At 68.4% G+C, this 25,354-nt stretch carries 25 protein-coding genes; 13 read left to right on the forward strand and 12 right to left on the reverse strand.

Annotated elements, in window-relative coordinates; all coding sequences use genetic code 11:
- Positions 1-148 precede the first annotated feature (148 nt).
- The 3 genes from ASF26_RS11990 to ASF26_RS12000 all read left to right on the forward strand — a co-directional run bounded on the left by ASF26_RS11990 (position 149) and on the right by ASF26_RS12000 (position 4,450).
- Positions 149-2,041, forward strand: coding sequence for a monovalent cation:proton antiporter-2 (CPA2) family protein (locus ASF26_RS11990; protein WP_056254015.1), 1,893 nt, complete (start codon positions 149-151; stop codon positions 2,039-2,041).
- The gene (locus ASF26_RS11995) at positions 2,034-3,488 is read left to right on the forward strand and encodes an MATE family efflux transporter (RefSeq protein WP_056254019.1); all 1,455 of its coding nucleotides are present in this window, start codon (positions 2,034-2,036) and stop codon (positions 3,486-3,488) included. The genes ASF26_RS11990 and ASF26_RS11995 overlap by 8 nt, the downstream gene beginning before the upstream one ends.
- Positions 3,489-3,607: 119 nt before the next feature.
- On the forward strand, positions 3,608-4,450 hold the full coding sequence (locus ASF26_RS12000) for a DUF937 domain-containing protein (RefSeq protein ID WP_056254023.1): 843 nt from the start codon (positions 3,608-3,610) through the stop codon (positions 4,448-4,450).
- Positions 4,451-4,465: 15 nt separating this feature from the next.
- On the opposite strand, the gene ASF26_RS12005 is transcribed toward ASF26_RS12000, so the two are convergent.
- Positions 4,466-4,693: a Flp family type IVb pilin gene (locus ASF26_RS12005; RefSeq protein ID WP_056254026.1), complete on the reverse strand. Its 228-nt coding sequence runs from the start codon at positions 4,691-4,693 to the stop codon at positions 4,466-4,468.
- A 134-nt stretch (positions 4,694-4,827) separates the two neighbouring features.
- Positions 4,828-5,073, reverse strand: a complete 246-nt coding sequence (locus ASF26_RS12010) for a DUF3072 domain-containing protein (protein WP_056140406.1) — start codon at positions 5,071-5,073, stop codon at positions 4,828-4,830.
- A gap of 330 nt (positions 5,074-5,403) precedes the next feature.
- On the opposite strand from ASF26_RS12010, the gene katG reads away from it, so the two are divergent.
- Positions 5,404-7,725 (forward strand): catalase/peroxidase HPI, encoded by a 2,322-nt coding sequence (katG, locus tag ASF26_RS12015; protein ID WP_056254027.1) that lies wholly within the window; start codon positions 5,404-5,406, stop codon positions 7,723-7,725.
- Positions 7,726-7,932: 207 nt separating this feature from the next.
- Here the strand turns inward: katG and ASF26_RS12020 are convergent, their stop codons facing one another.
- Positions 7,933-8,820: a branched-chain amino acid aminotransferase gene (locus ASF26_RS12020; protein WP_056254819.1), complete on the reverse strand. Its 888-nt coding sequence runs from the start codon at positions 8,818-8,820 to the stop codon at positions 7,933-7,935.
- Positions 8,821-9,024: 204 nt separating this feature from the next.
- On the opposite strand from ASF26_RS12020, the gene ASF26_RS12025 reads away from it, so the two are divergent.
- The 6 genes from ASF26_RS12025 to ASF26_RS12050 all read left to right on the forward strand — a co-directional run bounded on the left by ASF26_RS12025 (position 9,025) and on the right by ASF26_RS12050 (position 14,439).
- Positions 9,025-9,642 carry a helix-turn-helix domain-containing protein gene (locus tag ASF26_RS12025; RefSeq protein WP_082477607.1) on the forward strand — a complete coding sequence of 206 codons (618 nt, stop codon included), beginning with the start codon at positions 9,025-9,027 and terminating at the stop codon, positions 9,640-9,642.
- Between the two features lies 1 nt (position 9,643).
- The gene (locus tag ASF26_RS12030) at positions 9,644-10,369 is read left to right on the forward strand and encodes a response regulator (RefSeq protein ID WP_056254031.1); all 726 of its coding nucleotides are present in this window, start codon (positions 9,644-9,646) and stop codon (positions 10,367-10,369) included.
- Between the two features lie 93 nt (positions 10,370-10,462).
- Positions 10,463-11,788 (forward strand): ATP-binding protein, encoded by a 1,326-nt coding sequence (locus ASF26_RS12035; RefSeq protein ID WP_244475929.1) that lies wholly within the window; start codon positions 10,463-10,465, stop codon positions 11,786-11,788.
- A 124-nt stretch (positions 11,789-11,912) separates the two neighbouring features.
- Entirely contained in the window at positions 11,913-12,104 is a 192-nt protein-coding gene (locus ASF26_RS12040; RefSeq protein ID WP_056254034.1) for a hypothetical protein, read from the forward strand.
- 80 nt (positions 12,105-12,184) lie between these two features.
- Positions 12,185-13,108: an extensin family protein gene (locus ASF26_RS12045; protein WP_056254828.1), complete on the forward strand. Its 924-nt coding sequence runs from the start codon at positions 12,185-12,187 to the stop codon at positions 13,106-13,108.
- Between the two features lie 77 nt (positions 13,109-13,185).
- Positions 13,186-14,439 (forward strand): L,D-transpeptidase, encoded by a 1,254-nt coding sequence (locus ASF26_RS12050; protein ID WP_082477609.1) that lies wholly within the window; start codon positions 13,186-13,188, stop codon positions 14,437-14,439.
- A 51-nt stretch (positions 14,440-14,490) separates the two neighbouring features.
- Here ASF26_RS12050 and ASF26_RS12055 read toward each other — a convergent pair whose 3' ends face one another.
- Entirely contained in the window at positions 14,491-15,390 is a 900-nt protein-coding gene (locus tag ASF26_RS12055; RefSeq protein ID WP_056254036.1) for a LysR family transcriptional regulator, read from the reverse strand.
- 96 nt (positions 15,391-15,486) lie between these two features.
- Between ASF26_RS12055 and ASF26_RS12060 the strand changes: the two genes are divergently transcribed.
- A complete protein-coding gene (locus tag ASF26_RS12060) occupies positions 15,487-16,608 on the forward strand; it encodes an aldo/keto reductase (protein WP_056254040.1) in 1,122 nt (373 codons plus the stop codon).
- 350 nt (positions 16,609-16,958) lie between these two features.
- Here the strand turns inward: ASF26_RS12060 and ASF26_RS12065 are convergent, their stop codons facing one another.
- From ASF26_RS12065 to ASF26_RS12080, 4 genes are all read right to left on the reverse strand, one after another.
- Positions 16,959-17,303: a hypothetical protein gene (locus ASF26_RS12065; RefSeq protein ID WP_244475912.1), complete on the reverse strand. Its 345-nt coding sequence runs from the start codon at positions 17,301-17,303 to the stop codon at positions 16,959-16,961.
- A 211-nt stretch (positions 17,304-17,514) separates the two neighbouring features.
- A complete protein-coding gene (locus ASF26_RS12070) occupies positions 17,515-18,255 on the reverse strand; it encodes an ABC transporter permease subunit (RefSeq protein ID WP_056254835.1) in 741 nt (246 codons plus the stop codon).
- Positions 18,252-19,409, reverse strand: coding sequence for an ABC transporter permease subunit (locus tag ASF26_RS12075; protein WP_056254048.1), 1,158 nt, complete (start codon positions 19,407-19,409; stop codon positions 18,252-18,254). The genes ASF26_RS12070 and ASF26_RS12075 overlap by 4 nt, the downstream gene beginning before the upstream one ends.
- A gap of 23 nt (positions 19,410-19,432) precedes the next feature.
- Positions 19,433-20,359 (reverse strand): glycine betaine ABC transporter substrate-binding protein, encoded by a 927-nt coding sequence (locus tag ASF26_RS12080; RefSeq protein WP_200925920.1) that lies wholly within the window; start codon positions 20,357-20,359, stop codon positions 19,433-19,435.
- Between the two features lie 229 nt (positions 20,360-20,588).
- On the opposite strand from ASF26_RS12080, the gene ASF26_RS12085 reads away from it, so the two are divergent.
- Positions 20,589-20,978 carry a response regulator gene (locus ASF26_RS12085; RefSeq protein ID WP_056254055.1) on the forward strand — a complete coding sequence of 130 codons (390 nt, stop codon included), beginning with the start codon at positions 20,589-20,591 and terminating at the stop codon, positions 20,976-20,978.
- A 36-nt stretch (positions 20,979-21,014) separates the two neighbouring features.
- Here ASF26_RS12085 and ASF26_RS12090 read toward each other — a convergent pair whose 3' ends face one another.
- A complete protein-coding gene (locus ASF26_RS12090) occupies positions 21,015-21,407 on the reverse strand; it encodes a YraN family protein (protein ID WP_056254838.1) in 393 nt (130 codons plus the stop codon).
- Positions 21,394-22,356, reverse strand: coding sequence for a 16S rRNA (cytidine(1402)-2'-O)-methyltransferase (gene rsmI, locus ASF26_RS12095; RefSeq protein ID WP_056254060.1), 963 nt, complete (start codon positions 22,354-22,356; stop codon positions 21,394-21,396). Before rsmI ends, ASF26_RS12090 begins: the two co-directional genes overlap by 14 nt.
- A gap of 139 nt (positions 22,357-22,495) precedes the next feature.
- Between rsmI and ASF26_RS12100 the strand changes: the two genes are divergently transcribed.
- Complete coding sequence (locus tag ASF26_RS12100) at positions 22,496-23,737, forward strand: penicillin-binding protein activator (RefSeq protein ID WP_056254063.1); 1,242 nt, start codon at positions 22,496-22,498, stop codon at positions 23,735-23,737.
- 111 nt (positions 23,738-23,848) lie between these two features.
- On the opposite strand, the gene ASF26_RS12105 is transcribed toward ASF26_RS12100, so the two are convergent.
- Together ASF26_RS12105 and hemW are read right to left on the reverse strand one after the other, a co-directional pair.
- Positions 23,849-24,076 carry a hypothetical protein gene (locus tag ASF26_RS12105; RefSeq protein ID WP_056254069.1) on the reverse strand — a complete coding sequence of 76 codons (228 nt, stop codon included), beginning with the start codon at positions 24,074-24,076 and terminating at the stop codon, positions 23,849-23,851.
- 16 nt (positions 24,077-24,092) lie between these two features.
- The gene (hemW, locus tag ASF26_RS12110) at positions 24,093-25,271 is read right to left on the reverse strand and encodes a radical SAM family heme chaperone HemW (protein WP_056254072.1); all 1,179 of its coding nucleotides are present in this window, start codon (positions 25,269-25,271) and stop codon (positions 24,093-24,095) included.
- Between the last annotated feature and the right edge of the window lie 83 nt (positions 25,272-25,354).

Consider the following 25,354-nt stretch of genomic DNA (forward strand, 5'->3'; position numbering starts at 1 on the left):
GCCGCTCCGCACCGGTGATGGATCCGACACCGCCCGTCCACGCCATGCAGGCGTGGCGGGGGCGGTGCCCCTGGTCTAAGAGGAGAGCACGGCGACGCGCCTACGGCATCGGTCGCGGGCGACCTCACTCCTTACAGACCGGATCGACATGGCGAGCGCTTCCACCCATGTGAGCTTCCTGCCGCCGGTGCTGACCTTCCTGTCGGCGGCGGTGATCGGCGTGCCGATCTTCCGGCTCATCGGCCAGAGCGCCGTGCTCGGCTATCTCGTCGCGGGCGTCGTCATCGGCCCCTTCGGATTCTCGCTCATCGCCGAGCCGGAGACCGCCGCGAGCGTCGCGGAGCTCGGCGTCGTTCTCCTTCTCTTCATCGTCGGCCTCGAGCTCGAGATTTCGCGGCTGATCTCGATGCGGCGCGACATTTTCGGCCTCGGTGCGGCGCAGTTGCTGCTCTGCACCATTGTGCTTGCCGGCGCCGGTGCCCTGTTCGGACTTACCCCGGCCGCGAGCCTCGTCATCGGCGTCGCCCTCGCCCTGTCGGCCACGGCGGTGGCGCTGCAGCTCCTTGAGGAGCGGGGAGACCTCGGCACGCCCTATGGCGGCCGCGCCTTCGCGGTGCTCCTGTTCCAGGACATCTCCGTCGTGGCGATCCTCGCCCTGATGCCGCTCCTGGCCTCCACCGGCAGCAGCGGCAACGACGCGTGGCTCGGCCAGGCCCTGCAATCCACCGCCACGGTGGGGGGCGCCCTCCTCGCCGTGGTCCTGGTGGGCCGCTACGGCCTCAACCCGTTCTTCAGCCTACTCGCGGCCAGCGGCGCGCGCGAGGTGATGACCGCGGCGGCCCTCCTCGTGGTACTCGGCACCGCGATGCTGATGGAGCATGTCGGCCTGTCGATGCCTATGGGCGCCTTCCTGGCCGGCGTGCTGCTGGCGGAATCCAACTTCCGGCACCAGCTCGAAGCCGATATCGAGCCGTTCCGCGGCATGCTCCTCGGCCTGTTCTTCATGAGCGTGGGCATGTCCATCGACGGCGGCCTGCTCAGAAGCGCGTGGCCCGCCCTGCTCGGGGCGACGGCGGCGGCAATCCTCATCAAGGTCGGGCTGGTGGCCAGCCTATTCCGCCTGTTCGGCTCGCCCTGGCTCGATGCGGTGCGCGGGGCCGCGATCCTCGCGCCGGCCGGCGAGTTCGCCTTCGTGCTGCTGCCGGCGGGCGCCGAACTCGGCCTGATCGACCAGCCCTCCACCCGCTTTGCGGTGGCCTTGGCCGCCCTCACCATGCTGGTCGGCCCCGTCGCCGCCAAGGCCCTCGACGGCTACCTGTCCCGGCACCGGCCGGAGGCGGCCGAGCACGCCCCCGACCTGATCGAGAGCACCGAGGCCCGTGTCCTCGTCGTCGGCTTCGGCCGCTTCGGCCAGATCCTCACCCAGGTGCTGCTCGCCGAGGGGATCAGCGTCACGGTGATCGACAAGGACGTGGAGCAGATCCGCAGCGCCTCGCGATTCGGCTTTCGCATCTATTACGGCGACGGCACCCGCCTCGACGTGCTGCGCGCCGCCGGAGTGGGCCGGGCGGAACTCCTCTGCATCTGCGTCGACGATCCGCAGGCCGCCCTGAAGATCGTCGACATCGTGCACGAGGAATTCACGGCGGTGCGCACCTATGTCCGCGCCTATGACCGGATGCATTCGGTGGAACTGATGAACCGGGACGTCGATTACCAGCTGCGCGAGACGGTGGAATCGGCCATCGCCTTCGGCCGCGCCACCCTGGAAGGGCTCGGCATCCCGGCCGAGGCCGCCGCCGCCACGGCCCAGGACGTGCGCAAGCGCGACATCGCTCGTCTCGTCCTGCAGCAGGCGGGCGCCCTTCCGGAGGAATCGCGCTACATGGGCGGCAGCCCCGAGATCAAGCCGGAGCCGCTCACCGTGCCCAAGCGCCCCTCGCGGGCGCTGAGCACCGAGACGCGGGACATCATCGGCATGGAGCGGCGCGAGGCGGCGAGCCGCACGCTGCAACCCCAGGACACCCCGTCGGATGCCTGACACCCGCAAGGCGGCGGGACATCCCGTCGTCCGACAGGAGGCCGGACGGTTCGTCACGGGATCGATCCTGCGGCACGTGGTGGTGATGACCGGCACGGGCTCCATCGGCCTGATGGCGATCTTCGTGGTCGACCTGCTCTCGCTGATCTACGTCTCAAAGCTCGGCGACCCGACCCTTACGGCGGCGGTGGGCTTCGCCACCATAGTCCAGTTCTTCGCCATCGCCATCAATATCGGCCTGATGATCGCCGCCGGCGCCCTGGTCTCGCGGGCGATCGGGGCCGGCGACGAGGCCGGCGCCCGGCGGCTCGCCACCTCGGCCTCGATCCACGGCATCGTCGTCTCGGGCATCCTCGTCCTGGCGATGCTGCCGTTCCTGCCCTTCATCCTGTCCTGGATCGGCGCCGATGCCGAGACGCTTCCCGTGGCCGAGCGCTTCCTCTGGATCGCCCTGCCCTCGAACCTGCTGATGGGGCCGGGCATGATGTTCTCGGGTCTGCTGCGTGCCGTGGGGGCGGCGCGCCAGGCCATGTACGTGACGCTCGGCGGCGCCATCGTCACCGCCGGCCTCGACCCCCTCCTCATCTTCACGGCTGGGCTGGGGATCGACGGGGCCGCGATCACCACCTGCGTGGCGCGGGCGACCTTCGCCCTCGTCGGCCTGTGGGGCGTGCGCCAGCACCGGATGCTCGCCGCCCCCACCTTGGCGGACGTGATCGCGGACGCGCCCACGGTGTTCAGGATCGCCCTGCCCGCCGTGCTCACCAACCTCGCCCCCTCGGTGGCAAGCGCCTTCATCGCCCATGCGCTGGCCAAGTTCGGCGCTGTGGCGGTGGCCGGCAACGTGGTCATCGACAGGCTGACGCCGGTGGCCTTCGGCGGCCTCTTCGCCATGTCCGGCTCCATCGGCCCCATCCTCGGCCAGAATTGGGGAGCGGGACGGTTCGACCGCATGCGCGGCGTGCTGCGGGACGGGGCGCTGGTGACGGCGGCCTATGTCGTCGTGGTCTGGGCCGCCCTGATCGTCTTTCGCGGACCGCTGACAGGCCTGTTCGAACTGACCGGCACCGCCGCCGAGCTCTTCGTCTTCTTCTGCCTCGTGAGCGGGGGCGTGTGGTTCTTCACGGGCCTGCTCTTCCTCGCCAACGCCTCGTTCAACAATCTCGGCTTTCCCTTCCTGTCGACGTTCCTCAACTGGGGCCGGGCGACCATCGGGACCGTGCCGCCTGCCCTCCTCGGCGCCCATCTCTACGGCCCGAAGGGCATCATCGCCGGGGTGGGCATCGGCTCGGTGGCCTTCGGGGCGATCGGGATCGCGCTGGCCTTCCGGACGGTGGCGCAACTCGAGAAACGGGCCGGTTACGCGCCGAAAATGGCATCGGAGGCCGATGCGGATGCCTCCGGAGGCGATATTCCGGCCCCGGAGAGGCCGAACGCACTGGTTTAGTGCCGGGACGGGCATGATCCCGGGCTGGTAAGTGCCGCTGGGATGCGACAGAGTTCGCTCCTCGACGGCGGGCTGAAGCATTTCCGTCCGGCCGCGATGGGATTCAGAAGGCTGCCGCCATGTTCAACCTGTTCGATCTCATGCAGGCGCAAGGCGGAATGGGCGCCAACGGTTTCGGCCAGCAATTCGGCCTGTCGCCGGACCAGACCCGGCGGGCCATGGAAGCGCTGATGCCGGCCCTGACGCTGGGCCTTCAGCGGAACGCCGCCGCCGATCCCACCGGCTTTACCCAGATGTTCAGTTTCATGGACCCGAGCGCGACCGCCACCACGCAGGCCAAGCCGCAGATGGACGCCATGATGCGCCAGCTTTTCGGGTCGCAGCATCTGGGGCAGGCCGTGCTGCAGCAGGCCGCGGCGGCGAGCGGCGTCGCGACGCCCGCTCTGCGGCAGATGCTGCCGCTCATGGCCGGGATGGTAGTGGCGGGGATCGTCCACGTCATGATGAATCCGGGCCCGGCGGCGCAGGCCCCGGCCCCGCCTCCGCCCTCCCCCTTCGGCATCCCGACCCATCCCTATTGGACGGAGATGATGAACGCGTTCATGGCGGCGGGCGGCTCGATGCTGTCTGCGCCCAAGGACGTCACGTCCTCCCGCGCCACGCCGACCCAGAGGAGCCTACCGCCCGCGCGCTTCTTCCCGGACCCCAGCCAATCCGCGAGCTCGAAAGCTGCTTCTGGCTCCGGGCCCGCCTCGGGCACAAAGACCACCGAAGCGGCGCAAGGCTCCCCGCTCAACCCGTTCGACCTGTTGCAGCAGATGTTCCAGTCTGGGCTGGAGGCCCAGCAGGAGAATGCACGGACGATGCAGAGCCTTTTCGACAGCCTGTGGCGCGACGGCATGACGGCCATGGATCCGTCGAAGGGAAAGCCCGCCGCCAAACCCGGGCCGACGCGGCGCTGAGCGTCGCGCGAAGCCTCACGTGCTCCGGGCGATGGCGTCACCGATATATTTGTACATCGCGCCGACGCTGTCGGCATAGAGGTGGAGAGCCGTGACGATCGCCAGGAAGATCAGTCCGGTGATCAGAGTGTATTCGATCGCGGTCGTGCCGCGCGTGTCCCGCTTGAAGGCGGCGGCGAGGCCCGGGACACGGGATCGAGCCCGATCACGTTGCGTCGCCCGAATTGTCTCGCGGTTCATCATGGAAGTGGGGCGATCCTCGACGAAGCCGGCGCAGGTAGTCCTGCGCCGGAAATCGTTGCTGCCCGTTTAAGCGTTGTCCGTAAAACGCCCGCTTCTCCACTCCAAAAGCAGCGGGAACCCGCGATGAGGGCGGATCAGCCCCGTCCCGCTTCCTTGCGAAGGGCGTCGATGCGCTTGGAGGCCTCGGCCTTGTCGAGATCGGGCTCGAACGAGTCGGGCGATTTCGCCTCCTCCGACAGGGTCTTGAGGTAGGAGGCCTGCGCGCCGGTCATCGGCTCGTCGCCCGTGGTCCACTCGCTCGGATCCTTGATCCGGTTCGACGCGTCGCCACCGGCCGTCTTCGGGTTCTCGTTCTCGTCCGTCGCCTGCTTCTTCGTCATCGCGCAACCTCGTTCATGAATTGTTCTCTTCATAACGAGGGCCTCGCCGATGAGTTCCGCGCCGTTGCGCCTGTCCCCGGGGCGAGGATCCGAGGCCTCGTCGTCGACTCGCGCAGATGTGAGGCGGCATGCCTCAGGGCGCCTTGGTGGCGATCGAGCCCGTGTGGACGGCGACGACACCTTGATTTTCGAGACTCGCGCCAGATTTCGCTCAAGGCGCCGGATGGCGCGAGCGTCGCCGTCTCTCAGGGTGTCGCACGCCTCACGCCGGCGACGGACCGGCGGTCCGATCCATCCGGTGCCGCCGGTTCTGCGCGCAGGGAAATGTAGATGAACGAGACGACGATCGACAAGACGAATACCGAGTCCTACCCGATGGCGGGCCAATGCCCGTTCGGAGGCGACCGCATCGGCGGAGCCCTCGGCAGCCGCCCGGCCCTGGAGAATTGGTACCCGCACCGCCTGAGGGTCGAGCTGCTGCACCAGAACGGCCTCGCAGCCGATCCGCTCGGGCCGAATTTCGACTACGCCAAGGCCTTCGAGACCATCGATCTCGACGCGCTCAAGAGCGACATCAAGCAGTTCCTCACCTCGTCGGTGGCGTGGTGGCCGTCCGATTACGGTAATTACGGCCCGCAGATGATCCGCATGGCCTGGCACTCGGCCGGCACCTACCGCATCGCGGACGGGCGGGGCGGCGCCGGCACCGGGATGCAGCGCTTCGCGCCGATCTCGAGCTGGTGGGACAACGGCAACACCGACAAGTCGCGCCGCCTCCTGCAGCCGATCAAGCACAAATACGGCAACGCCCTCTCCTGGGCGGACCTGATGGTGCTCACCGGCAATTGCGCCCTGGAGATCATGGGCCTGCCGACCTACGGTTTCGCCGGCGGACGCCTCGACGCCTGGGAGGCGGACAACGCCACCTACTGGGGTCCGGAGGTCGTCGAAATGGGCTCGGTGTCGAGCTTCGACGACATGGTCAACCGGGACAAGCGCTGGCGCGGCAAGAATGGCGACGCCGATTACGACCTGGAGAACCCCCTCGCCGCCTCCCACCAGTCGCTGATCTACGTGAACCCCGAGGGGCCTTACGCCAACGGCGACCCGCAGGGCTCGGCCAACGACATCCGCGTGACGTTCACCCGCATGGCCATGAACGACGAGGAGACCGTGGCGCTCATTGCCGGCGGCCACGCCTTCGGCAAGAGCCACGGCATGACCCCCGCCAAGGAGATCGGACCGCCGCCCGAGATGGCGCCGATGGAGGCGATGGGGCTCGGCTGGCACAACCCGAACGGCACCGGCGCTGGCAAGGACACGATGACCAACGGCATCGAGGGCAGTTGGACCCCCGACCCGACCAAGTGGGACAACGCCTACCTGGAGAACCTGTTCAAGTTCGACTGGGAGCAGACCAAGAGTCCGGCCGGCGCCCTGCAATGGACGCCGAAAGACCCGAACGCGCCGCGGACGCCCGACGCACATGTTGCGGGGCAGTCGCATCCCCTCATGATGATGACCTCCGACATCGCCCTCAAGGTCGACCCGGAGTACCGCAAGGTCTGCGAGAAGTTCCTCAACGACTTCGACGCATTCACGCAGGCCTTCTCCAAGGCGTGGTACAAACTGACCCACCGCGACATGGGGCCCAAGCACCGCTACCTCGGCCCGGAGGTGACGATCGAGGACGGTCTGCTCTGGCAGGATCCGATCCCCGACGCCGCCTATGCCCCGGTGGGTGAGGCCGAGGTCGCCACCCTCAAACAGGCGATCCTGGCCACGGGCCTGTCGGTCTCGGATCTGGCCTTCACCGCCTTCTCGGCGGCCTCGACCTACCGCGACAGCGACAAGCGCGGTGGCGCCAACGGCGGCCGGCTCGCCCTTGCTCCGCAGAAGGACTGGGCCGTCAACCGCCGGGCCGCGCCCGTGGTCGACGCGCTCCGTGGGGTCATGGCGGAGTTCAACCATGGCCGAACCGACGGCAAGCAGGTCTCGCTGGCCGACCTCATCGTGCTCGCCGGCTGTACCGCCGTGGAGAAGGCCGCCAGGGATGCCGGGTTCGAGACGCAGGTGCCGTTCACGCCCGGCCGGGTCGATACCACACAGGAGCTGACCGACATCGAGATGTTCCAGTGGCTGAAACCCGTCGTCGACGGTTTCCGCAACTACGTCGATGACGGGTTCGGGGCAATGACGCGGAGCCTGTCGCCGGAGGAACTGTTCCTCGACAAGGCCAACCTGCTGACGCTGACCGCACCCGAATGGGTGGTGCTGACCGGCGGCCTGCGGGCGCTCGCCGCCAATCACGACGGCTCGAACCGGGGCATCTTCACCGACCGGGTGGGCGTGCTGACGACGGACTTCTTCCGCACCCTGACAGACACGAATCTGGTCTGGGAGAAGATCGATGCGGACGGAACGTCCTTCGCCCTCAAGGACCGTGAAACCGGACAGGCGAAGTTCGAGGCCACGCGCAACGACCTCATCTTCGGGTCGAACGCGCAGCTGCGTAACATCGCCGATGCCTATGCGGGCAGCGATGGCCAGAGCCGGTTCGTGGCGGATTTCGTGCGCGTCTGGGATAAGGTGATGATGCTCGACCGCTACGACGTGAAGGGCCACCGGCGTCAAGGCCCGATGGCGGCCTGATCGACAGCGGCCATAGACGCCCCCGTCCCTTCATTCATTGGGACGGGGGTCGTGCGATGGAAGTCCCCGCCTCGTCACTACCGGGCGCGCGCGATGTGGATGCGTCTTGTCCCTCGCCCTCGCAGGCTCCCACGAAGTGACGGCGAGGCCGTCATGTGGCGAGCGCCGGCGGATGCGTGGATGCAACCGCGCGAAGAGCGGCCCGAACTACGCCGCCACCGCCTTCGGCTGAACCTCGGCGGTGTAATCGTCCATGAGCGTCTTGGTCATGGCGGCCGGGGTGAAGCGGTATGGGCCGATCTCGGAGACCGGCGTCACTTCCGCGGCCGAGCCGGTGATGAAGCACTCGGAGAAGCCCTCCATCTCCTCGGGCCTGATCCGCCGCTCGATCACCTCGAAACCGCGCCGACGGGCGAGGTCGATGACGGTCTGGCGGGTGATGCCGTTGAGGAAGCGGTCGGCGAGCGGGGTGTGGACCACGCCGTCCTTGATGAAGAAGATGTTCGCGCCGGTGCATTCGGCGACGTAATCCTCCCAATCGAGCATCAGGGCGTCGGCATAGCCCTTGTTCTCGGCACGGTGCTTCGAGATCGTGCAGATCATGTAGAGACCGGCCGCCTTCGAGGCGGAGGGGATCGTCCGCGGATCGGGCCGGCGATAATCGGCCATGTCGAGGCGGATGCCCTTCATCTTGGTCTCGGGATCGAAATAGCTCGGCCATTCCCAGGCGGCGACGGCGAGGTGAATGGTGTTGTTCTGGGCCGAGACGCCCATCATCTCCGAACCGCGCCAGGCCACGGGACGCAGGTAGGCGTCGGTGAGGCCGCTGGTCTTGAGCACAAGTTCCTTGGCCGCCTCGATCTCGGCGACGCCGTAGGGAATCGTGAAATCGAGGTACTGCGCCGAGCGGAGCAGGCGCTCGGCATGCTCGTGGCTCTTGAAGATCCGTCCGCCATAGGCGCGCTCGCCCTCGAACACCGCCGAGCCGTAATGCAGGCCGTGGCTGAGCACGTGGATCTTGGCCTCGCGCCACGGCACCAGCACGCCATCGAACCAGATGGTGCCCTCGCGTTCGTCGAACGGGATCACGGACATGACGAATTCCTTGAATCCGCGGGCTCGCATCGTCGCGCCTGCGGGGTCGATCGATCGGGTTGGCGCGATGGCCAGGCAATGCCCCGCGCAGTATCCGCGAGGACGGAGGTCCGCAAGACGGCCGTTACGGCGAGCCGGTCCCGGGGAGGCTTGACGGGTATCAACGCCCCTGAGATATGTCAACAACACTGACGTATATTGAGGATGTCGCCGGACGTGACGCGCCAATCCACCGTGCTGAAGAGCGCGGCCCCCATTTCCCTATCGGACGAGGATCACGAGCCGGCCGATGCCGCGCCGGCCTCCGACGGTGCGGCGGCGACCGATCACGGCATCACCAACGATCTCGTCGAATTGCTGTTCTTCGCCTACCGCGACTTCGTCGGCGACCCGGACCGGATGCTGGCCGAATACGGCTTCGGTCGGGCGCATCACCGGGTGCTCCATTTCGTCTACCACTATCCCGGCCTGACCATCGCCGAACTCCTCGACATCCTGCGGATCACGAAGCAGAGTCTGAACCGGGTTCTCAAGGATTTGATCGAACAGGGTCACATCGTGCAGAAGACCGGCCGGAGCGACCGCCGGCAGCGTCTGCTCTATTGTTCGGAGACGGGTGCCACCCTCACGGCCGAGCTGACGCGGGTGCAGGTACGGCGGGTCGCCCGCGCCATCGCGGACCCGGTGGGGGATGGTCCGAAGGACGCCCAGGACAAGAGCGGATTTGCAGCGGCACAGGGGTTTCTCATGGCGATGATCGAACCCGAAGAGCGCGCGGCGGTGACGAGCCTGATGGCGCGGCGCGCCCGGAGCCGTCCCTGACATGGCATCACCGGAACTGAAGGTCCGCGCCGAGCTTCCCGACCACGCGCCCCATATCCTCGTGGTCGACGACGACAGGCGCGTGCGTGAGTTGCTGTCGCGCTATCTCTACGAGCAGGGCTTCCGCGTCACCTCCGCCGGCAATGTCGAGGAGGCCCGGCAACGGGCGCAGAGCTTCGTCTTCGACGCCCTTGTCCTCGATGTGATGATGCCGGGCGAGAACGGTTTCGATTATGCCCGGCAGGTGCGCGAGACGTCGCGGGTGCCGATCCTGATGCTCACGGCCCGTTCCAACCCCAACGACCGGGTGATGGGACTCGAGATCGGGGCGGACGATTACCTGCCCAAGCCCTTCGAGCCGCGGGAGCTGATTCTGCGCCTCAACAACATCATCAAGCGCCGGCCGGAAGGCGCTCCGCCCTCCGACCGCACCATCGCCACGGTGACGTTCGGGCCGTTCTCCTACCGCATCGACCGGGGCGAGTTGCGCCGCGACGAGGAGACCATCCGCATCACCGACCGCGAGCGCGAGATCCTGACGATCCTGGCGGAGGCCAAGGGCGGCAATGTCGACCGCGACGTGCTGGCCGGGAATGGCGGGCTCGCGGCGGAGCGCACCATCGACGTGCAGATCAACCGCCTGCGCCGCAAGACCGAGGTCGATCCGGGCAATCCCCTCTTCCTCCAGACGGTCCGCGGCATCGGCTACCGCCTCGCGATCGATTAGACGGGACCCGCCATGGCCCTCGCCGGCCTGAACCTGTCGCGGATCAGAACCAGCACCGCCGCCGCCTGGCGCGCGAGACCGCATCCGCGCCGGATGTGGAAGAGGCTCGCCCGCGCCATCGGCAACGCCCTGCCGAAGGGGCTCTATGCCCGCTCGCTCATCATCATCATCGCGCCGGTGGTGCTGCTGCAATCGGTGATCGCCTACACCTTCATGGAGCGACACTGGCAGCTCGTGACGCGACGCCTCTCGGCGGCCGTGACGGCCGACGTGGCGGCGATGATCGACGTCTATGAGAGTTACCCCCAGGACAAGGACGCCGACACCCTCACCCGCATCGCCGGCACGCGGCTGAACCTCGACCTCGACATCCTGAAAGGGGCGAAGCTCCCCCTGCCAGGGCCGCGCCCGTTCTTCTCCATCCTCGACGAGACGCTCTCCGAGGAGCTCGCCAAGCAGATCGGCCGGCCGTTCTGGATCGACACAGTGGGCCGGTCCAGCCTCATCGAGATCCGCGTCGAGATCCCGGACGGGGTGCTGCGGGTGACCGCGCGGCGGAGCATGGCCTATGCCTCGAACTCGCACATCTTCCTGCTCTGGATGAGCGGTTCCTCCCTGGTCCTGCTCGGCGTCGCGATCCTGTTCCTGCGCAACCAGATCAAGCCGATCCTCCGGCTGGCCGACGTGGCGGAGAGTTTCGGCAAGGGCCGCGAGATCGAGTTCCGGCCGCGCGGCGCCCGCGAGGTGCGCCAGGCCGGCCACGCCTTCATTGAGATGAAGCGGCGCATCGAGCGGGCGATGGAACAGCGCACGACCATGCTCAACGGGGTCAGCCACGACCTTCGCACCATCATCACCCGGTTCAAGCTGTCCCTCGCCCTGGTGGAGCAGACCAGCGAGGTGGAAGACCTTCAGCGCGACGTCGATGAGATGAGCCGGATGCTGGAGGCCTACCTCGCCTTCGCGCGCGGCGATTCCGGCGAGGCCGCCGTGCCCACCGACATGCGGGCGATGCTGGAGGATCTGCGCACCGACGTGGAACGCCTGGGCGCCCACGTGGCGGAGGTGAAGTTCGACGGCCGCGCCATGGTGACGCTGCGGCCGGACGCGTTCCGCCGCTGCCTGTTCAACCTCGCCGCCAACGCGGCCCGCTACGGCGAGACGGTGGCGATTCGGGGCCGCACGGAGGCGCGGTCCTTCCTCGTCTCCATCGACGACGACGGCCCGGGCATCGCCATCGAGAGTCGCGAGGAGGTGTTCAAGCCCTTCGTCCGCCTCGACGATGCGCGCCAGGATGCCGGCGGATCGGGCCTCGGCCTCGCCATCGCCCGCGACATCGCCCGCGCCCATGGCGGCGACGTCGCCCTTCACGACAGTCCGCTGGGGGGATTGCGCGCCACCGTGCGCATCCCGGCGTGACGGTCCGATCCCTGTGAATTTTGTTGCGTCCGGGGTGTCCCCTCGGGCGCTGAGCAATGCTATGACCGGGGCCGCTTTACAGAGAGAAGGGCCGAACCCCGGTCCCGACATACGCGAGTACGCCATGAACCCGCTGGGTCCCGTCCTGATCGTCCTGCTCCTCCCAATCTCCGCCATCGGCCTCCTGCTCTACACCGATACCGGCATCGAGCCGGCGCTGTTCTCCGCCACGGTGAAGACCTTCGTCGCCCTGTTCGCCATCGCCGGGATCCTGTCCTACGGCGCGAGCCGGCTCGCCGCCCGCTCGGAAGGCTAAAAAGACCGCGTCTCCGGACCGGCCCCGTGGCGGGGCCGGTTCTGCGCCGACGCAACGGTGACGATGGGATCGAGGACGACATGAAGGCCGCCCTCGCTCGTATTCCCGCGCCCGACTTGTGGAGCCTGAGACGAATCCTCGCTCTCTGCCTCGCGGCGAGCGTCGCTGCGCTTTCCCCACTGCCCCTGGCCGCCGAGGAAAAGTCGGCCCATCCGACCCCCGCGATGCCCGAGCCCCCGGCCCGGCCCACCGAGTTGAAGCCCGAACCGGCGCCGACACCCGCGTCGGTTCCGCCGCTCCCGGACGCTCCGGCCCCGCCCGGACGCCCGGCCGAACTGACGCCCCCTCCCCCGGCCGCGCCGGAGACGGGTCCGGCCGCCGAGATGCCGCCGCCGCCCCCGCGCCCGGCCGATCTCTCGACGCCGGCGACCACATCACCCGCCCTCACCCTGACGGTCGCCCCCCTCGACGACACCGCCTGTCGCAAGCGCCTGGAGCGCCTGGGCGCGACCTTCGAGGCGCTGCCGCCCATCGCTAACGGGCAATGCGGCGCAGAAAAGCCGCTGAAACTCAGCCGCCTCTCCGGCGACGTGGCGCTCACGCCTGCCGCGACCCTGGTCTGCAACACGGCCGAAGCCCTGGCGCGCTGGACGACTGAGGCCCAGGAAGCCTCGGAGCGCATCCTGAAGGCTCCGCTTCGGAGCCTCTCCATCGGCACGTCCTACGAGTGTCGCGGCCAGAACCACGATCCCGACGCCAAGCTCAGCGAGCACAGCTTTGCCAACGGCGTCGACATCATGGGCTATGGATTCGAAGGGCGGGCACCGATCCAGGTGGGAGCCGGTCTCGACGGTGCGCCGGAGGCGACGTTCCAGGCCGCGACCCGCGCCAAAGCCTGCGCCTTCTTCCGCACCGTGCTCGGGCCGGGGTCGGATGCCTCGCACGGCAACCACCTCCATCTCGACGAACGCGAGAGGAATGCGGGGCATCGTCTCTGCCAGTAGGAGCCGTGGAACGCCGAAGGCTCGAGCCGGCTTGAAGGAGCGGACCTGTCGATCCCCCGGCGAAAGTTGATCTCCCGATGCCCCATCTGCCCCTGCCGAGCGCCGTCGCGCTCATGGCTCTTGTTTGCCTCGCCGCTCCGAACGCGGCAGTGGCGAAGCCGGCGGGAAGCACGTCCTCGGAGGCGGGCAAGACGAGTTCCGACAAGGATGCTCCCGGCGAGGCCCTGACCGCCGAGGCGATCAACGGCGCGACCTTCACGGCGCCCGAGACGCCCGAGGGTGGCGGCAAGAAGGAGAGCAAGAAGGCACGGGCGAAGCAGAAGGACAAACGGCCCCAGCCGCTTCTGGTGAAGGTCCAGGTGCTTCTCGACCGGGCGCATTTCTCCCCCGGCGCCATCGACGGCCGCGACGGCGAGAACATGCGCAACGCCCTGTCGGCCTACGCGGTGGCGCAGGGGCTGCCGCCGGCCCAGACCCTGAACCAGGAGCTCTTCGACAAGCTCGCCGCATCGAGCGCCGACCCCGTGGTGGTCTCCTACACGATCACCGAGTCCGATGCGGCCGGCCCCTTCGCGGAAAAAATCCCCGCCAAGATGGAGGAGCAGGCCGATCTCGAGGCGATGAGCTACACCAATCCGCGCGAGATGCTGGCCGAGCGCTTTCACATGTCGCGCGACCTCCTCACCGCCCTCAACCCGGACGCCGCCCTCGACAAGGCCGGCACCACCATCACCGTGGCGGCGGTCCCGCCCCTGGAGACCGGCAAGCCGGCGAAGGACGAAGCGAAGCCGAAGAACAAATCCGAGGGCAAACCCGAGGACAAGCCGGACGCGGACAAGGGCACGGACACGTCGAAGAAGGACGCTGCGCCCAAGAGCAACGATACCTCCAAGAAGGACGACACACCCAAGAAGGACATCGCGCGGGTCGAGGTCGACAAGGTCACGCGCCACGTGCGCGGCTTCGGCGAGGACGGCACCCTGCGGGCCTATTACCCCGCCTCCATCGGCAGCGCCGAGAAGCCGGCTCCCTCCGGCGAGGCCAAGGTGAAGGGCGTCGCCTTCGCGCCCGTCTACACCTACAATCCCAAATACGCCTTCAAGGGCGTGAAGACGAACAAGACCTTCTCGATCCGCCCCGGCCCGAACAACCCGGTCGGCATCGTCTGGATCGACCTGTCGATCCCCTCCTACGGCATCCACGGCACGCCCGAGCCGGAGAAGGTCGGCAAGACCGAATCCCACGGCTGCATCCGCCTCACCAACTGGGACGCCCGCGACCTCGCCACCCGCATCGAGCGCGGCGCCAAGGTGGTGTTCAAGGACGAGTAAGACCTGTTGCGGAGTGGGATCGATGGTTGGGCCGCCGTCGATCCATAGCGGTCACGGTCTCACCCATCGCAAGGCGTCGATCAGAGCGCGAAGCGCTGGGGTGACCTGCCTGTTGGGATAATAGAGGTGACAGCCCGAGAAGGGCGGGCACCACGCGTCCAGCACCTGAACCAACGTTCCGGCCGCGAGATCGGCTGCGACTTCGTCCTCCAACATGTAGCCGAGCCCCGCCCCCGCGCGCACGGCCGCAGCTGCAAGGAGGCCGTCATTGACGATGAGCTGTCCGCCCGCGCGCACCCGTATCTCGCGGCCCTTGTCCATGTCGGTGAACTCCCAGGGCAGGAGGCCACCGCCACCGACCAGGCGGTAGTTCACGCAGTTATGGGCCTCCAGGTCGTTCGGGGTCGCCGGCCGAGGATGGTGGGCGAAATAGCCCGGCGTGCCGACAACGACCGTGCGCAAGTCCGGGCCGACGCGGACCGCCACCATGTCCTGCTCCACCGTGTCGCCGAAGCGGATTCCGGCGTCGAAGCCGGCCGTGACGACATCGGCGAGGCGATCGTCGATCACCACCTCCACCGAGACCGCCGGGTGTTCGAGCAGGAACCGTGGCATGGTCGGCTCGAGGATGGTTCGGGCGGCGTACGCGAACGTGGTCAACCGGAGGGTGCCGGACGGCGCGTGGCGCCAATCGGCCAACGCCGCGAGGCCACGCTCGACCTCTTCCAACGCCGGACCCAGCGAGCGCAACAGTCGCTCGCCGGCGGGCGTCGGGGCGACGCTGCGCGTCGTGCGCGCGAGCAGGCGCACACCGAGACGTGTCTCCAAGCCTCGCATCGCATGGCTGAGGGCGGACGGCGACAGGCCGAGTTCGGCCGCGGCCCGTGTGAAGCTGCGGCTACGCGCCACCGCCGCGAAGGCCGCGAGATCATCGAGGGCGCCACGCCGCATTGCTGCATCCCGTTCACAGACCCTTGCCGCCCGTAACGGCTAATGGGCTCGAGTCTGTATCGCTACCATCCGTTGGATCATTAACGAGGCTCAACAATGGATTTGACGCATAATCGGACGCTGGGCCGCTCGGGACTCGCGGTGAGCCCCCTGGCGTTGGGCACCATGACGTTCGGCACGGCGCGCTGGGGGCTCGACGAGGCCGGCAGTCGCGCGGTGTTCGATGCCTATGTCGAGCGTGGCGGCAACTTCGTCGACACGGCCGACGTCTACGCAAGTGGCGGCAGCGAGACGATGGTCGGTCGTTTCGTCGCCGAGCGCGGCCTGCGCGATCGGCTCGTCCTCGCCACCAAATCGGGATTCGCCACCGGGAGTGGACCGCATGCGGGTGGTTGCGGCGCCAAGCACGTCCACGCGGCGATCGAGGGGTCGCTGCGCCGCCTGGGAACGGATTACATCGACCTGTACTGGGTGCACGTCTGGGATGGGATCACGCCGGCGGAAGAACTTCTCGAAACGATGGTCGGCCTCGTTCGTGCGGGCAAGGTCCGCTATTGGGGCCTGTCGAACACGCCGGCCTGGTATGCCGCCAAACTCGCGACCCTCGCCGCTTCGCGCGGCCTGCCGGGTCCGATCGCGCTCCAGTATTTCTACTCGCTCGTCAATCGGGAGGTAGAGGACGAGCACATCCCGCTCGCGGCTGAATTCGGCATGGGCATGGTGCCTTGGTCACCTCTCGCCTACGGGTTGCTCACGGGCAAGTACGACCGCGCCACCGTGGAGGCGGCCGGCCCACGCGCGGGTGGCCTGCCGAAGGACGCGGCGCAGGCCGGAGAGGCGCGCCCGGCCGACGACAAACGCCTCGACGGCGCGAATCCCTTCGGCGACCGCCTGTTCACGCCGCGCAACTGGGATATCGTGGAGGCCGTCCGCCACGTGGCCGACGCGATCGGACAATCGCCGGCCCGTGTCGCGCTCGCTTGGGTCGTGGGCAAACCGGGCGTGGCCTCGACCCTGATGGGCGTCAGCCGCGCGGCACAGGTCGCCGACAATGTGGCGTCCCTCGGACTCGTACTGGCACCCCAGCACCGTGCCGCCCTCGATGCGGCCAGCATGCCCGCCGAGCCGCGACTAATCTACGCCCTGGCGCAACCGCCGTTGCGGCAACAGGTCGTATTCGGAGGTGCGCAGGTTCAAGCTTTGGTAGACATCTCTTGATGCCACTGACATCCGCCCAGCGCTGTTTGCTGCAGAACGTGCGCGGGGCCGTGCCAGACGTCTCTCGCGCGAGCGACAACAAGGATCCTTGTCCCCTCGTACATCTGATTTTTCGCACGGGCTTCCACGAACCGTCTCGTCGCAAGACCACCCAGGATGGACACGGCTTCGTCGTGCGGTTCCGGCCGAACACAGGCGAGCGCCGCCTCAGGTGGCCCCGGACGATATTCCGGCAACGGCACGGGCCCGACGCCCCCTCGGCGCCCATTCACTCCGTCCGGCCAATCACGTGCCAACGCCGAGCAGGGTCGCGTCGCCGCGGATACCGAGAAAGTCTCACATCCTGTCGGCTAGGTCGTTTGTCTGCGCCACTGCGGATCTTCGAGTTTTCTCCGCGCCATGTGCATCAGATCGTCCCGCACGGACTTCGTCGCGTTGAACGGGATGTCGAAGTTCAGGCTATGATAGATCAGGCCTAGGACGGTGCTGTAATCGGGATCGTCAGCGCCGCCGTCGATGACGTTCAACACCCATCGATAGACGGCTTCATGGTCCGATGGAGAGGGATCGTCCCCGACGACCAGCCGACCTCCGGTGATCCACTCGCTCCGCAATGCCGCGATGTCCTGGTCCGTCGGGTTTGTCATACCGCCTCGTGACGTTCGAACAGGCCCGGAAACGGCCGCGCCGATCATCCCGGCCGGTCACCTCATCCTGAGGTGCCGAAGCGGAGCGGAGGCCTCGAAGGAGCCCTCCAATTCGCGTAGCGGGTTCCGGAGCCCTCCTTCGAGGCCGCTGCGCGGCACCTCAGGATGAGGTTAATGCTTTGGACAAACAACTCAAACAGGCTCTAACTGGTCGCCGATTTCAGACCGCATAAACGGTCACCGCCTTTGCGAAACCCGTTCATCGCCGCGCCCGGTCCGCTGAGGCGATGCTCGCCAGCGCCAGCATGGCCGCGTCGCAGAGGAAGGCCAGGGCGGCGGTGGCGAGCGCGCCCTGGAGCATCGGCAGGACGTTCTGGTTCTGCAACCCGGCGACGATGGGCGTGCCGAGGGTCGAGGCCCCTGCCAGCGCGCCCACCGCCGTGGTTGCGATGGCAAGGACGAGGGCCGTGCGCAGGGCATCGACGAGGCCCGGCATCGCAAGGGGCAGTTCCACGAGCAAGAGGATCTGGAGGCGGGTGAACCCCATGGCTTGCGCCGCCTCGCGCGCCTCGGGCGAGACCGATTCCAGCGCGCCCACCGTGCCGCGCAGGACCGGCATGATGCCGTAGGCGACCAGCGCCAGCAGGGTCGGTGGCCCGCCGAAGCCGAGGACGGGCAGGGCCAGGGCCACCATCACCACCGGCGGCACCGCCTGCGCGGCGGCCGCGATGCCGTCGATGCCGCCGCGCAGGGACGCCGCGCCGGCGCGCGTGGCGAGGATGCCGAGGCCGAGACCGAGCGACGCCACTAGGGCGAGCCCGATGCCGGCGAGGGCGAGGTGGTGCGTTGCCAGGGCGAGCAGGCGCTCCGCGCTCACGCCGCGTCGCGGCGCCTCGCCAAGGCCCGCGACGATCCAGGCCGCCACGGAGGGGTGGCTCATGGCGGCGAGGACCGCCCCGACGAGGCCGGTGATGAGGGCGGTGCGCAGGCTGGGCCTCATGCGCGCCACCGTGCCCGGCAGGAGGCCTCGACGGCGCTCAGCGATCCTTCCGCCGCCAGCGACAGGAGGATGATGGGGATGGCGCCCAACAGGATCAGGTCGGGGGCGAATTGCGCCATGCCGTCGAAGACGATCCGCCCGAGGCCGCCCGCGCCGATGAGGGCGCCCAGCGTCGCGAGGCCGAGGCTCTGCACCGCCGCGACCCGCAGAGCTCCCACGAGCATCGGCGCACCGAGGGGCAGCTTCACCTGGGCCAGGGTCTGGGCCTTCGTCAGGCCCATGGCCTCGGCGGCGTCGATGGCGGCGGGATCGGCGGCGCGCAGGGCCGTGCCGATGCCGCGCCAGAGGGGCAGCAGCAGGTAGGCGGCGATGCCGAGGAGCGCGGGCCACGGCCCGAGGGCCGAGAGGCCGAGATCGCGCAGGGCCGGCACGACGCGCAGCACGCCTCCGACGAGGGCGACGAGGGCGCCGAGCAGGGCGACGGCGGGGATCACCTGCACGCCGCTGACGAGGAGCCCGACGAGCCCCTGCGCGGGGCGCCAGAGGGACAGGAGGACGGCCGCCGGGATGGCGAGGGCGATCGCTCCCCCCGCCAGGAGGAGGTGCTCGGCGATGGCCTCGTGCATCGCCTCCCGCCGCCCGGCATATTCCACCGCTAGGGACAGCCCGTCCAACCCGCCGCCGCGCCAGGCCGCGACCAGGAACCCCGATGCGGCGAGGATCGCAAGCAGACCGAGCCCCCGGCGCCGGACCCGCGCGATGCTGCCTCCGGCCAGCGCCAGGAGGCAGGCCGAGGCCAGCCAGAAACCGGAGCCGAGGCTGGCCCTCGCGGCCGGCGGCATGAAGGACACGATCCGGGCCGCCTCCGCGCCGAGGCCGAGCAGGAGCACGGCCCAGGCCGATAGGAAGAATCCCAGGGCGAGAAGGCTGCCCGTTCGCCGGGGCAACATTACACCGACGACGAGGCCGGCCAGTGACAGGAGCGAGACGAGGCCGATCGACCCATCGTGGAACGCGGACGCACGGACGGGATCTCCGGGCAGGAGACGGTTCGCCGCCACATTGAGGAGCGCCATCCCATGGAGGAACGCGACGAGAAGGCCGGCCGCGAAAAGCCCGGCCCATGGCGCTTGATTGCCCGTCGCATGGCGCATGAAAGCGGGTGGCGATGGCGGTCTCACCCGATCAGCCCGCGCTCGTTGAGGTAGCGTCGGGCGACCCGATCCGCGACCTCGCCGTCCACGGTGATTCGCCCGTTAAGGCCACGCAGGGTCGATGCATCGAGCCCGGCGAAGACCCGCGCCATGGCCGGACCGATGGCCGGGTAGCGCTCCAGCGCGGAGGCGCGGATGACCGGGGCGACCTCGTAGACGATCTGGGCCGCCTTGGGATCGCTCATGACCACGAGATCGAGGGCGGCGAGCGCCCCGTCGGTGCCGTAGACCATGCCCGCATTGACCCCGCTGATCCGCTGCGCCGCGGCCCGTGCCGTCACCGCCGTGTCGCCGCCGGGCAGGCTGATGATGCGGTCGAGGGGCAGGCTGAAGCCGTAGGCCGCCTCGAAGGACGGCAGCGCCGCCGGGCTCTCCACGAACTCGGTGGAGGCCGCCAGCAGGATGAGGCCGTCATTGGCAGCCCTGGCGAAATCCGCCATCGTGGCCAGATGCCGCGTCCGTGCGAAAGCCCCGTTGAGGGCGATGAGCCAGGTGTTGTTGGCAGGCGCCCTGGCGAGCCAGACCAGCCCCCGTTCGGCATCCTTGCGCCGGATGGTCTCGTAGGCCTCCTGCGGGATCTTCCAGGCCGGATCGGTCTCGGTGCCGGTGAAGAAGGCGCCGTTGCCGGTGTATTCCGGGTAGATGTCGACCTCCCCGGAGAGGAGGGCCTCGCGGACGATCAGGGTGGGGCCGAGCCCCAACTTGCGGATGACGGGCACGCCGAGATGCTCAAGCGCCAGGGCGATCATCGCCCCCGTGAGCGCACCTTCGGTGTCGCTCTTCGAGGCCACGACGAGGGGTCGATCCGCCCGGGCGGACGTGCCGGCGGCGACGGCCCAGCTGACAAGAAGTGCCAGGGCGCCGCGCCGGTTAGTCGCTCCGGGCGCCACAGGTCCCGCCGATCTGCGTGAAAATGTATCGTCCGATAACATTAACCCGATCCGGAACCTCCGCGGCCACTTCCTGCGCCTTGACACGCCAAGCGGAACGGGCGACGGCTCGACCGTTGCCGAAGGCGCTAAACGTCATTCTCGCCAACCTGACGGATGGCAAGCCTGTAAGGCTCCGGATGACGGCACCGTTCCAGGCCGGAACGAATCGAAGGGAAGAATCCCCAGCGTGAGTGCTGAACAGAACGACACTCTCCTCGACGGCGCCAGGGTTCTGGTGGTGGAGGACGAAGCCGCCATTTCCATGCTGCTCGAAGACATGCTCCTCGATTTTGGGTGCACCGTCGTCGGGCCCGCGGCTCGTCTCGCGACCGCCTTGGAAATGGCACGGAACGAGACCTTCGAGGTTGCCATCCTCGATGTGAACGTCGCTGGCGAACCCATCTATCCGGTGGCCGAGGCGATCACGGAGCGCAACCTGCCCATCGTGTTCTCGACGGGGTATGGCGGTGCGGGAATCCGCGAGCCCTTCCGCGACCGTCCCGTGGTCCAGAAGCCATTCAGCCAGGCCGATCTCAAGCGCACGCTGATCGCCGCCCTCGCTGCAGCGAGGAAGTAGGCGGCCTCCGATGTGCGGAACGGCCGTCGCGCCGCCTCACATGCCCTCGATCGCGAAAGCATCGGGCAGGTGGCGCGGCCAGGTGCGTGGTGCCACGAAGACGGCATCCGCACGCAACGTCATGGCGGCATAGCGTGGATTGCGCGCCAGCCAAGCGCGCACCGCGCGCGAGAAACGGGCGCGCTTCTTCGCATCGATGGCGGTCCGGGCCGCGTCGAGGGTGGCCCTCGCCTTCACCTCCACGAAAGCGATCGTGTCGCCCCGACGCAAGATCAGATCGATCTCCCCACCGCTCGCGCTGAAGCGACGGGCGAGCGGGCGATACCCCTTCATCATCATAGAGAGGAGGGCGAGGGTCTCGCCCGAATGGCCGCGCAGGTAGGTGGCGCGCCGCCGCGCTTTCGCGTCGACGAGCTTAGACGTCGGCATCGGTGCGCCGGGCGAGGACGAGGGCACGGGCATAGACCACGCGACGGGGCTGGCCGGTGGCATCGGCCACGAGGGCGGCGGCGTCCTTGATCGAATGGCGGGACAAAGCCGCTTCGATCGCCGCATCGAGACCGGCCTCGACCTCCTCCTCCGGCGGTTCTTCCAAGTTGGTCCCGATCACCACCACCACCTCGCCCTTGGGAGCCCCCTCCTCGGCGAAGGTCTCGGCCAGGGTCGCGAGGGTGCCGCGCCGGATCGTCTCGTAGAGCTTGGTGAGCTCGCGGGCGACCGCCGCGGGGCGGCTCCCTCCGAGGATCGCGGCGGCGTCCACCAGCATTTCGGGCAGGCGGTGGGGTGATTCGAACAGAACCAGCGTTCCGGGGATCTGCCCGAGCGCCGCAAGGCGATTGCGCCGGGCACCGGACTTCTGCGGCAGGAAGCCCTCGAAAAAGAAACGGTCGGTGGGCAGGCCCGCCGCGACGATGGCGGTCATCACCGCGGATGGACCGGGGATAGGCGTCACCGCAATGCCCGCCTCAATCGCAGCCTGGACGAGCTTGAAACCGGGGTCGGAGACCAACGGCGTTCCTGCATCCGAGACCAGGGCCAAGGCCTCGCCGTTCTGCATCCGTGCGATCATACGCTCACGCACCGCCGCGTTCGAATGCTCGTGATAGGCGACCAGTGGCGTCGTGATGCCGTAATGCATCAGGAGGGTGCGGGTGACGCGGGTGTCTTCGGCGAGCACGGTATCGGCCGCCGCCAAAGTCGCCAGCGCACGGAACGAGACGTCCTTGAGGTTGCCGATCGGGGTCGCCACCACGTGCAGTCCGGGATCGAGCGGTTCGGCCTCCGCCGCAAGGCCGAAAGCGGTGAAGGTGGAGACGGGCTTGGCCGGATCGTGGACTGCCCTGGAGCGGCGCGTCCGATTGTCGATTCTCTGAGTCATGAAGCGGACTTTGCCACGGGGACACGGGCCGGAGGAATGCCCGCGCCGGGGGTGTCGGCACATTTACTTTTGTCGTCCAGGCTTTAACCGTGCGCAGATCAGGCGTGCGATGCAGATGAGCGACGGGGAGTACCGTGCAATGGGGAAAAGCCTTGCAAGGGGCCACGGTCCCGCCACGGTCGGTTGGGCAAGGGCCGCCGCGATCCTCATGCTCGTCGGGGGGCTTGGCGGCTGCATCGGCGGCCCCGATGGCGGCCCGCGCGCCACGAAAGCCGCGCCTAACCCGGACATGGCCTCCGCGGCCGACCCGCAGGCGGCGTCATTGGGTGCAACGAAGATCGGCACCGGGTCGGTGAAGATCGCTCTCATCCTGCCCCTTTCCGGTCCGGGTTCGGCAGTCGGCGCGGCTCTGCGCAATGCCGCAGAACTCGCCGTGGAGGATTTCCAGAAGCCCGACCTGCAGATCCTGGTGAAGGACGATCGCGGCTCGCCCGATGGCGCGCGCGAGGCGGCCCAGGCCGCCCTCGCCGAGGGCGCCGAGCTGGTGCTCGGACCGCTTTTCGCGGCCAATGTCCAGGCGGCGGCGGGGGTCACGCGTGGGGCCGGCAAGCCGATCATCGCCTTTTCCACCGATGCGAGCGTCGCGGCGCGCAGCGTCTATCTTCTCAGCTTCCTGCCGCAGGCCGAGGTGGACCGCGTGGTCGACGAGGCGGTAGCGGCCGGACGCCGCTCCTTTGCCGCGCTGATCCCCGAGAGCAGCTACGGCAATGCCGTGGAGGCGCAGTTCCGCGAGGCGGTGGCGAGGAAGGGCGCCCGCCTTGTGGGAATCGAGCGCTACGTGCCGGGCGCGCCCGCCCCCGCGATCTCGCGCCTCGCCGGCCTCATCAACGGTCCCGGCGCCCAGGCCGATGCCCTGTTCCTGCCGGAAAGCCCGGAGGGCTTGGCCGTCGTCGCACCCGCGCTCACCAAGGCGGGGTTTTCTCCCGGCCGGGTCAAACCCATCGGCACGGCGGTGTGGAACGACCCACGCATCTTTGCCCTCCCCGCCCTGCAGGGCGGCTGGTTCGCAGCAGCGAATGCCAATGGGTTCAACGGTTTCTCGCAGCGTTATCAGGCGCGTTTCGGCTCCGTGCCACCACGCGTGGCGACGTTGGCCTACGACGCCGTCTCGCTCATGGCGGCGCTGACACGGCAGTACGGATCGCAGCGCTTTGCCGACGTCACCCTGACAACGCAGGCAGGCTTCTCTGGGATCGACGGCACATTCCGCTTCCGCCCGGAGGGGTTGAGCGACAGGGCGCTGGCCATCTACGAGATCCGTAGCGGCGCACCAACCATCGTCAGCCCGGCCCCGCGCACGCTCGGCCCCTCCGGCATGTGATCCAGTTTGCACATCAGGTGTCGCCGATGAAGGCTGCATGGAGGGCGACCATGGCCGGTGATGAACCCCAGGCGATCGGCTAGGTCTGGCCGAGATCGCCCCTGCGATCGGTCACCGGCAGCAGAGCGTTTTAGACGATGTGGAGGAGGCCACCGCGTAGGGCCAGCTCGACAGGTTCGGCAGGCCGAATGCGAACAGTCCCGCGAGGCCGAGCCCGCCGACGGCGAGGTTCATCACGCTCATCGACCAGAGCCGGTCCGTGCCGCCACGCAGTAATGTGTTCCAGGCGGCGTGGAGGAAGGCCGCGACGAGCACGAGGGCGACGACCGACGCGGTCATGGCCGGCGCTCCGGCATCAGGCGGCGAGTTCCGCCACCACCGCGTTCAGAACCGGCGCACCGCGCGGGGTTGCGGCGATACGGCCTCCGTCCAGACGGGCGACGAGCCCATCGCCGATCAGGGCCTCGACCCGGACCGGATCGAGGGGGCGACCCTTGAGCATCGCATAACGGGCCGGATCGACGCCCTCCCTCAGACGCAGGCCCATCATCAGGAACTCGTCGCCCTGGTCTGCTGCAGAAAGGCTTTCAGTCTCGATGACGCCGTGGCCGTCGCGCTCGACCCGGGCGAGCCATGCCTCCGGCGCCCGTTCGGTGACGGTGCCGATCCGCCCTTCGCCGGTCACCAGCCGGCCATGCGCGCCGGGACCGATGCCGGCATATTCGCCATAGCGCCAGTACAGAAGGTTGTGTCGCGACTGCGCGCCGGGGCGGGAATGGTTGGAAATCTCGTAGGAGGAGAGGCCGGCCGCGTCACAAACCTCCTGCGTCACGTCGTAGAGCGCTCTCGCCATGTCGTTGTCCGGTGGGACGAGCTTGCCGGCGGCGTGAAGGCCAAAGAACGGCGTCCCTGGCTCGATGGTCAGTTGATAGAGCGACAGGTGCTCGGCCGCCCTGGCGATAGCCTCCTTCAACTCGTCACGCCAGGCGGACGCGCTCTGGTTCGGCCGCGCATAGATGAGATCGAAGGAGTAGCGCTCGAAATGCGCGGCGGCCATCTCCACCGCCGCCATCGCCTCTGCAGCCGTGTGAAGCCGCCCGAGGGCCTTCAGGGAGGCGTCGTCCATGGCCTGGACCCCGAGGGAAACGCGGTTCACTCCGGCGGCCCGATAACCGCGAAAACGGCCGGCCTCGACGCTGGTCGGGTTGGCTTCCAGCGTCACCTCGATGTCGGGCGCCGCGCCCCAGGCATCGTCGATGGCCTCGAGCAACCCCGCGACGGTGCTCGGCTGCATCAGCGAGGGGGTGCCGCCTCCCAGGAAGATGCTCGACACGGTCCGACCCGGGATCCGCGCCGCCATATTGGCGATCTCGGCCCGGAACGCAGAGAGGAAACGTCCCTCATCCACGGGTGTATGGCGGACATGGCTGTTGAAGTCGCAATAAGGGCACTTCGAGGCGCAGAAGGGCCAATGGACATAGACACCGAACCCGGCGTCGCGGGTCGGGTGGTCCGGGCCTGAACGATCGGTCATTGGGCGGATGTGCGCGCGGTTGGGGATTTTGGCAATGGTGCCGGGACGATCCACGGCTAACGCCTCACCTCGGCACGCGGCCG

Origin of the sequence: Methylobacterium sp. Leaf93, assembly GCF_001422345.1 — a bacterium.
Lineage (GTDB): Bacteria > Pseudomonadota > Alphaproteobacteria > Rhizobiales > Beijerinckiaceae > Methylobacterium > Methylobacterium bullatum.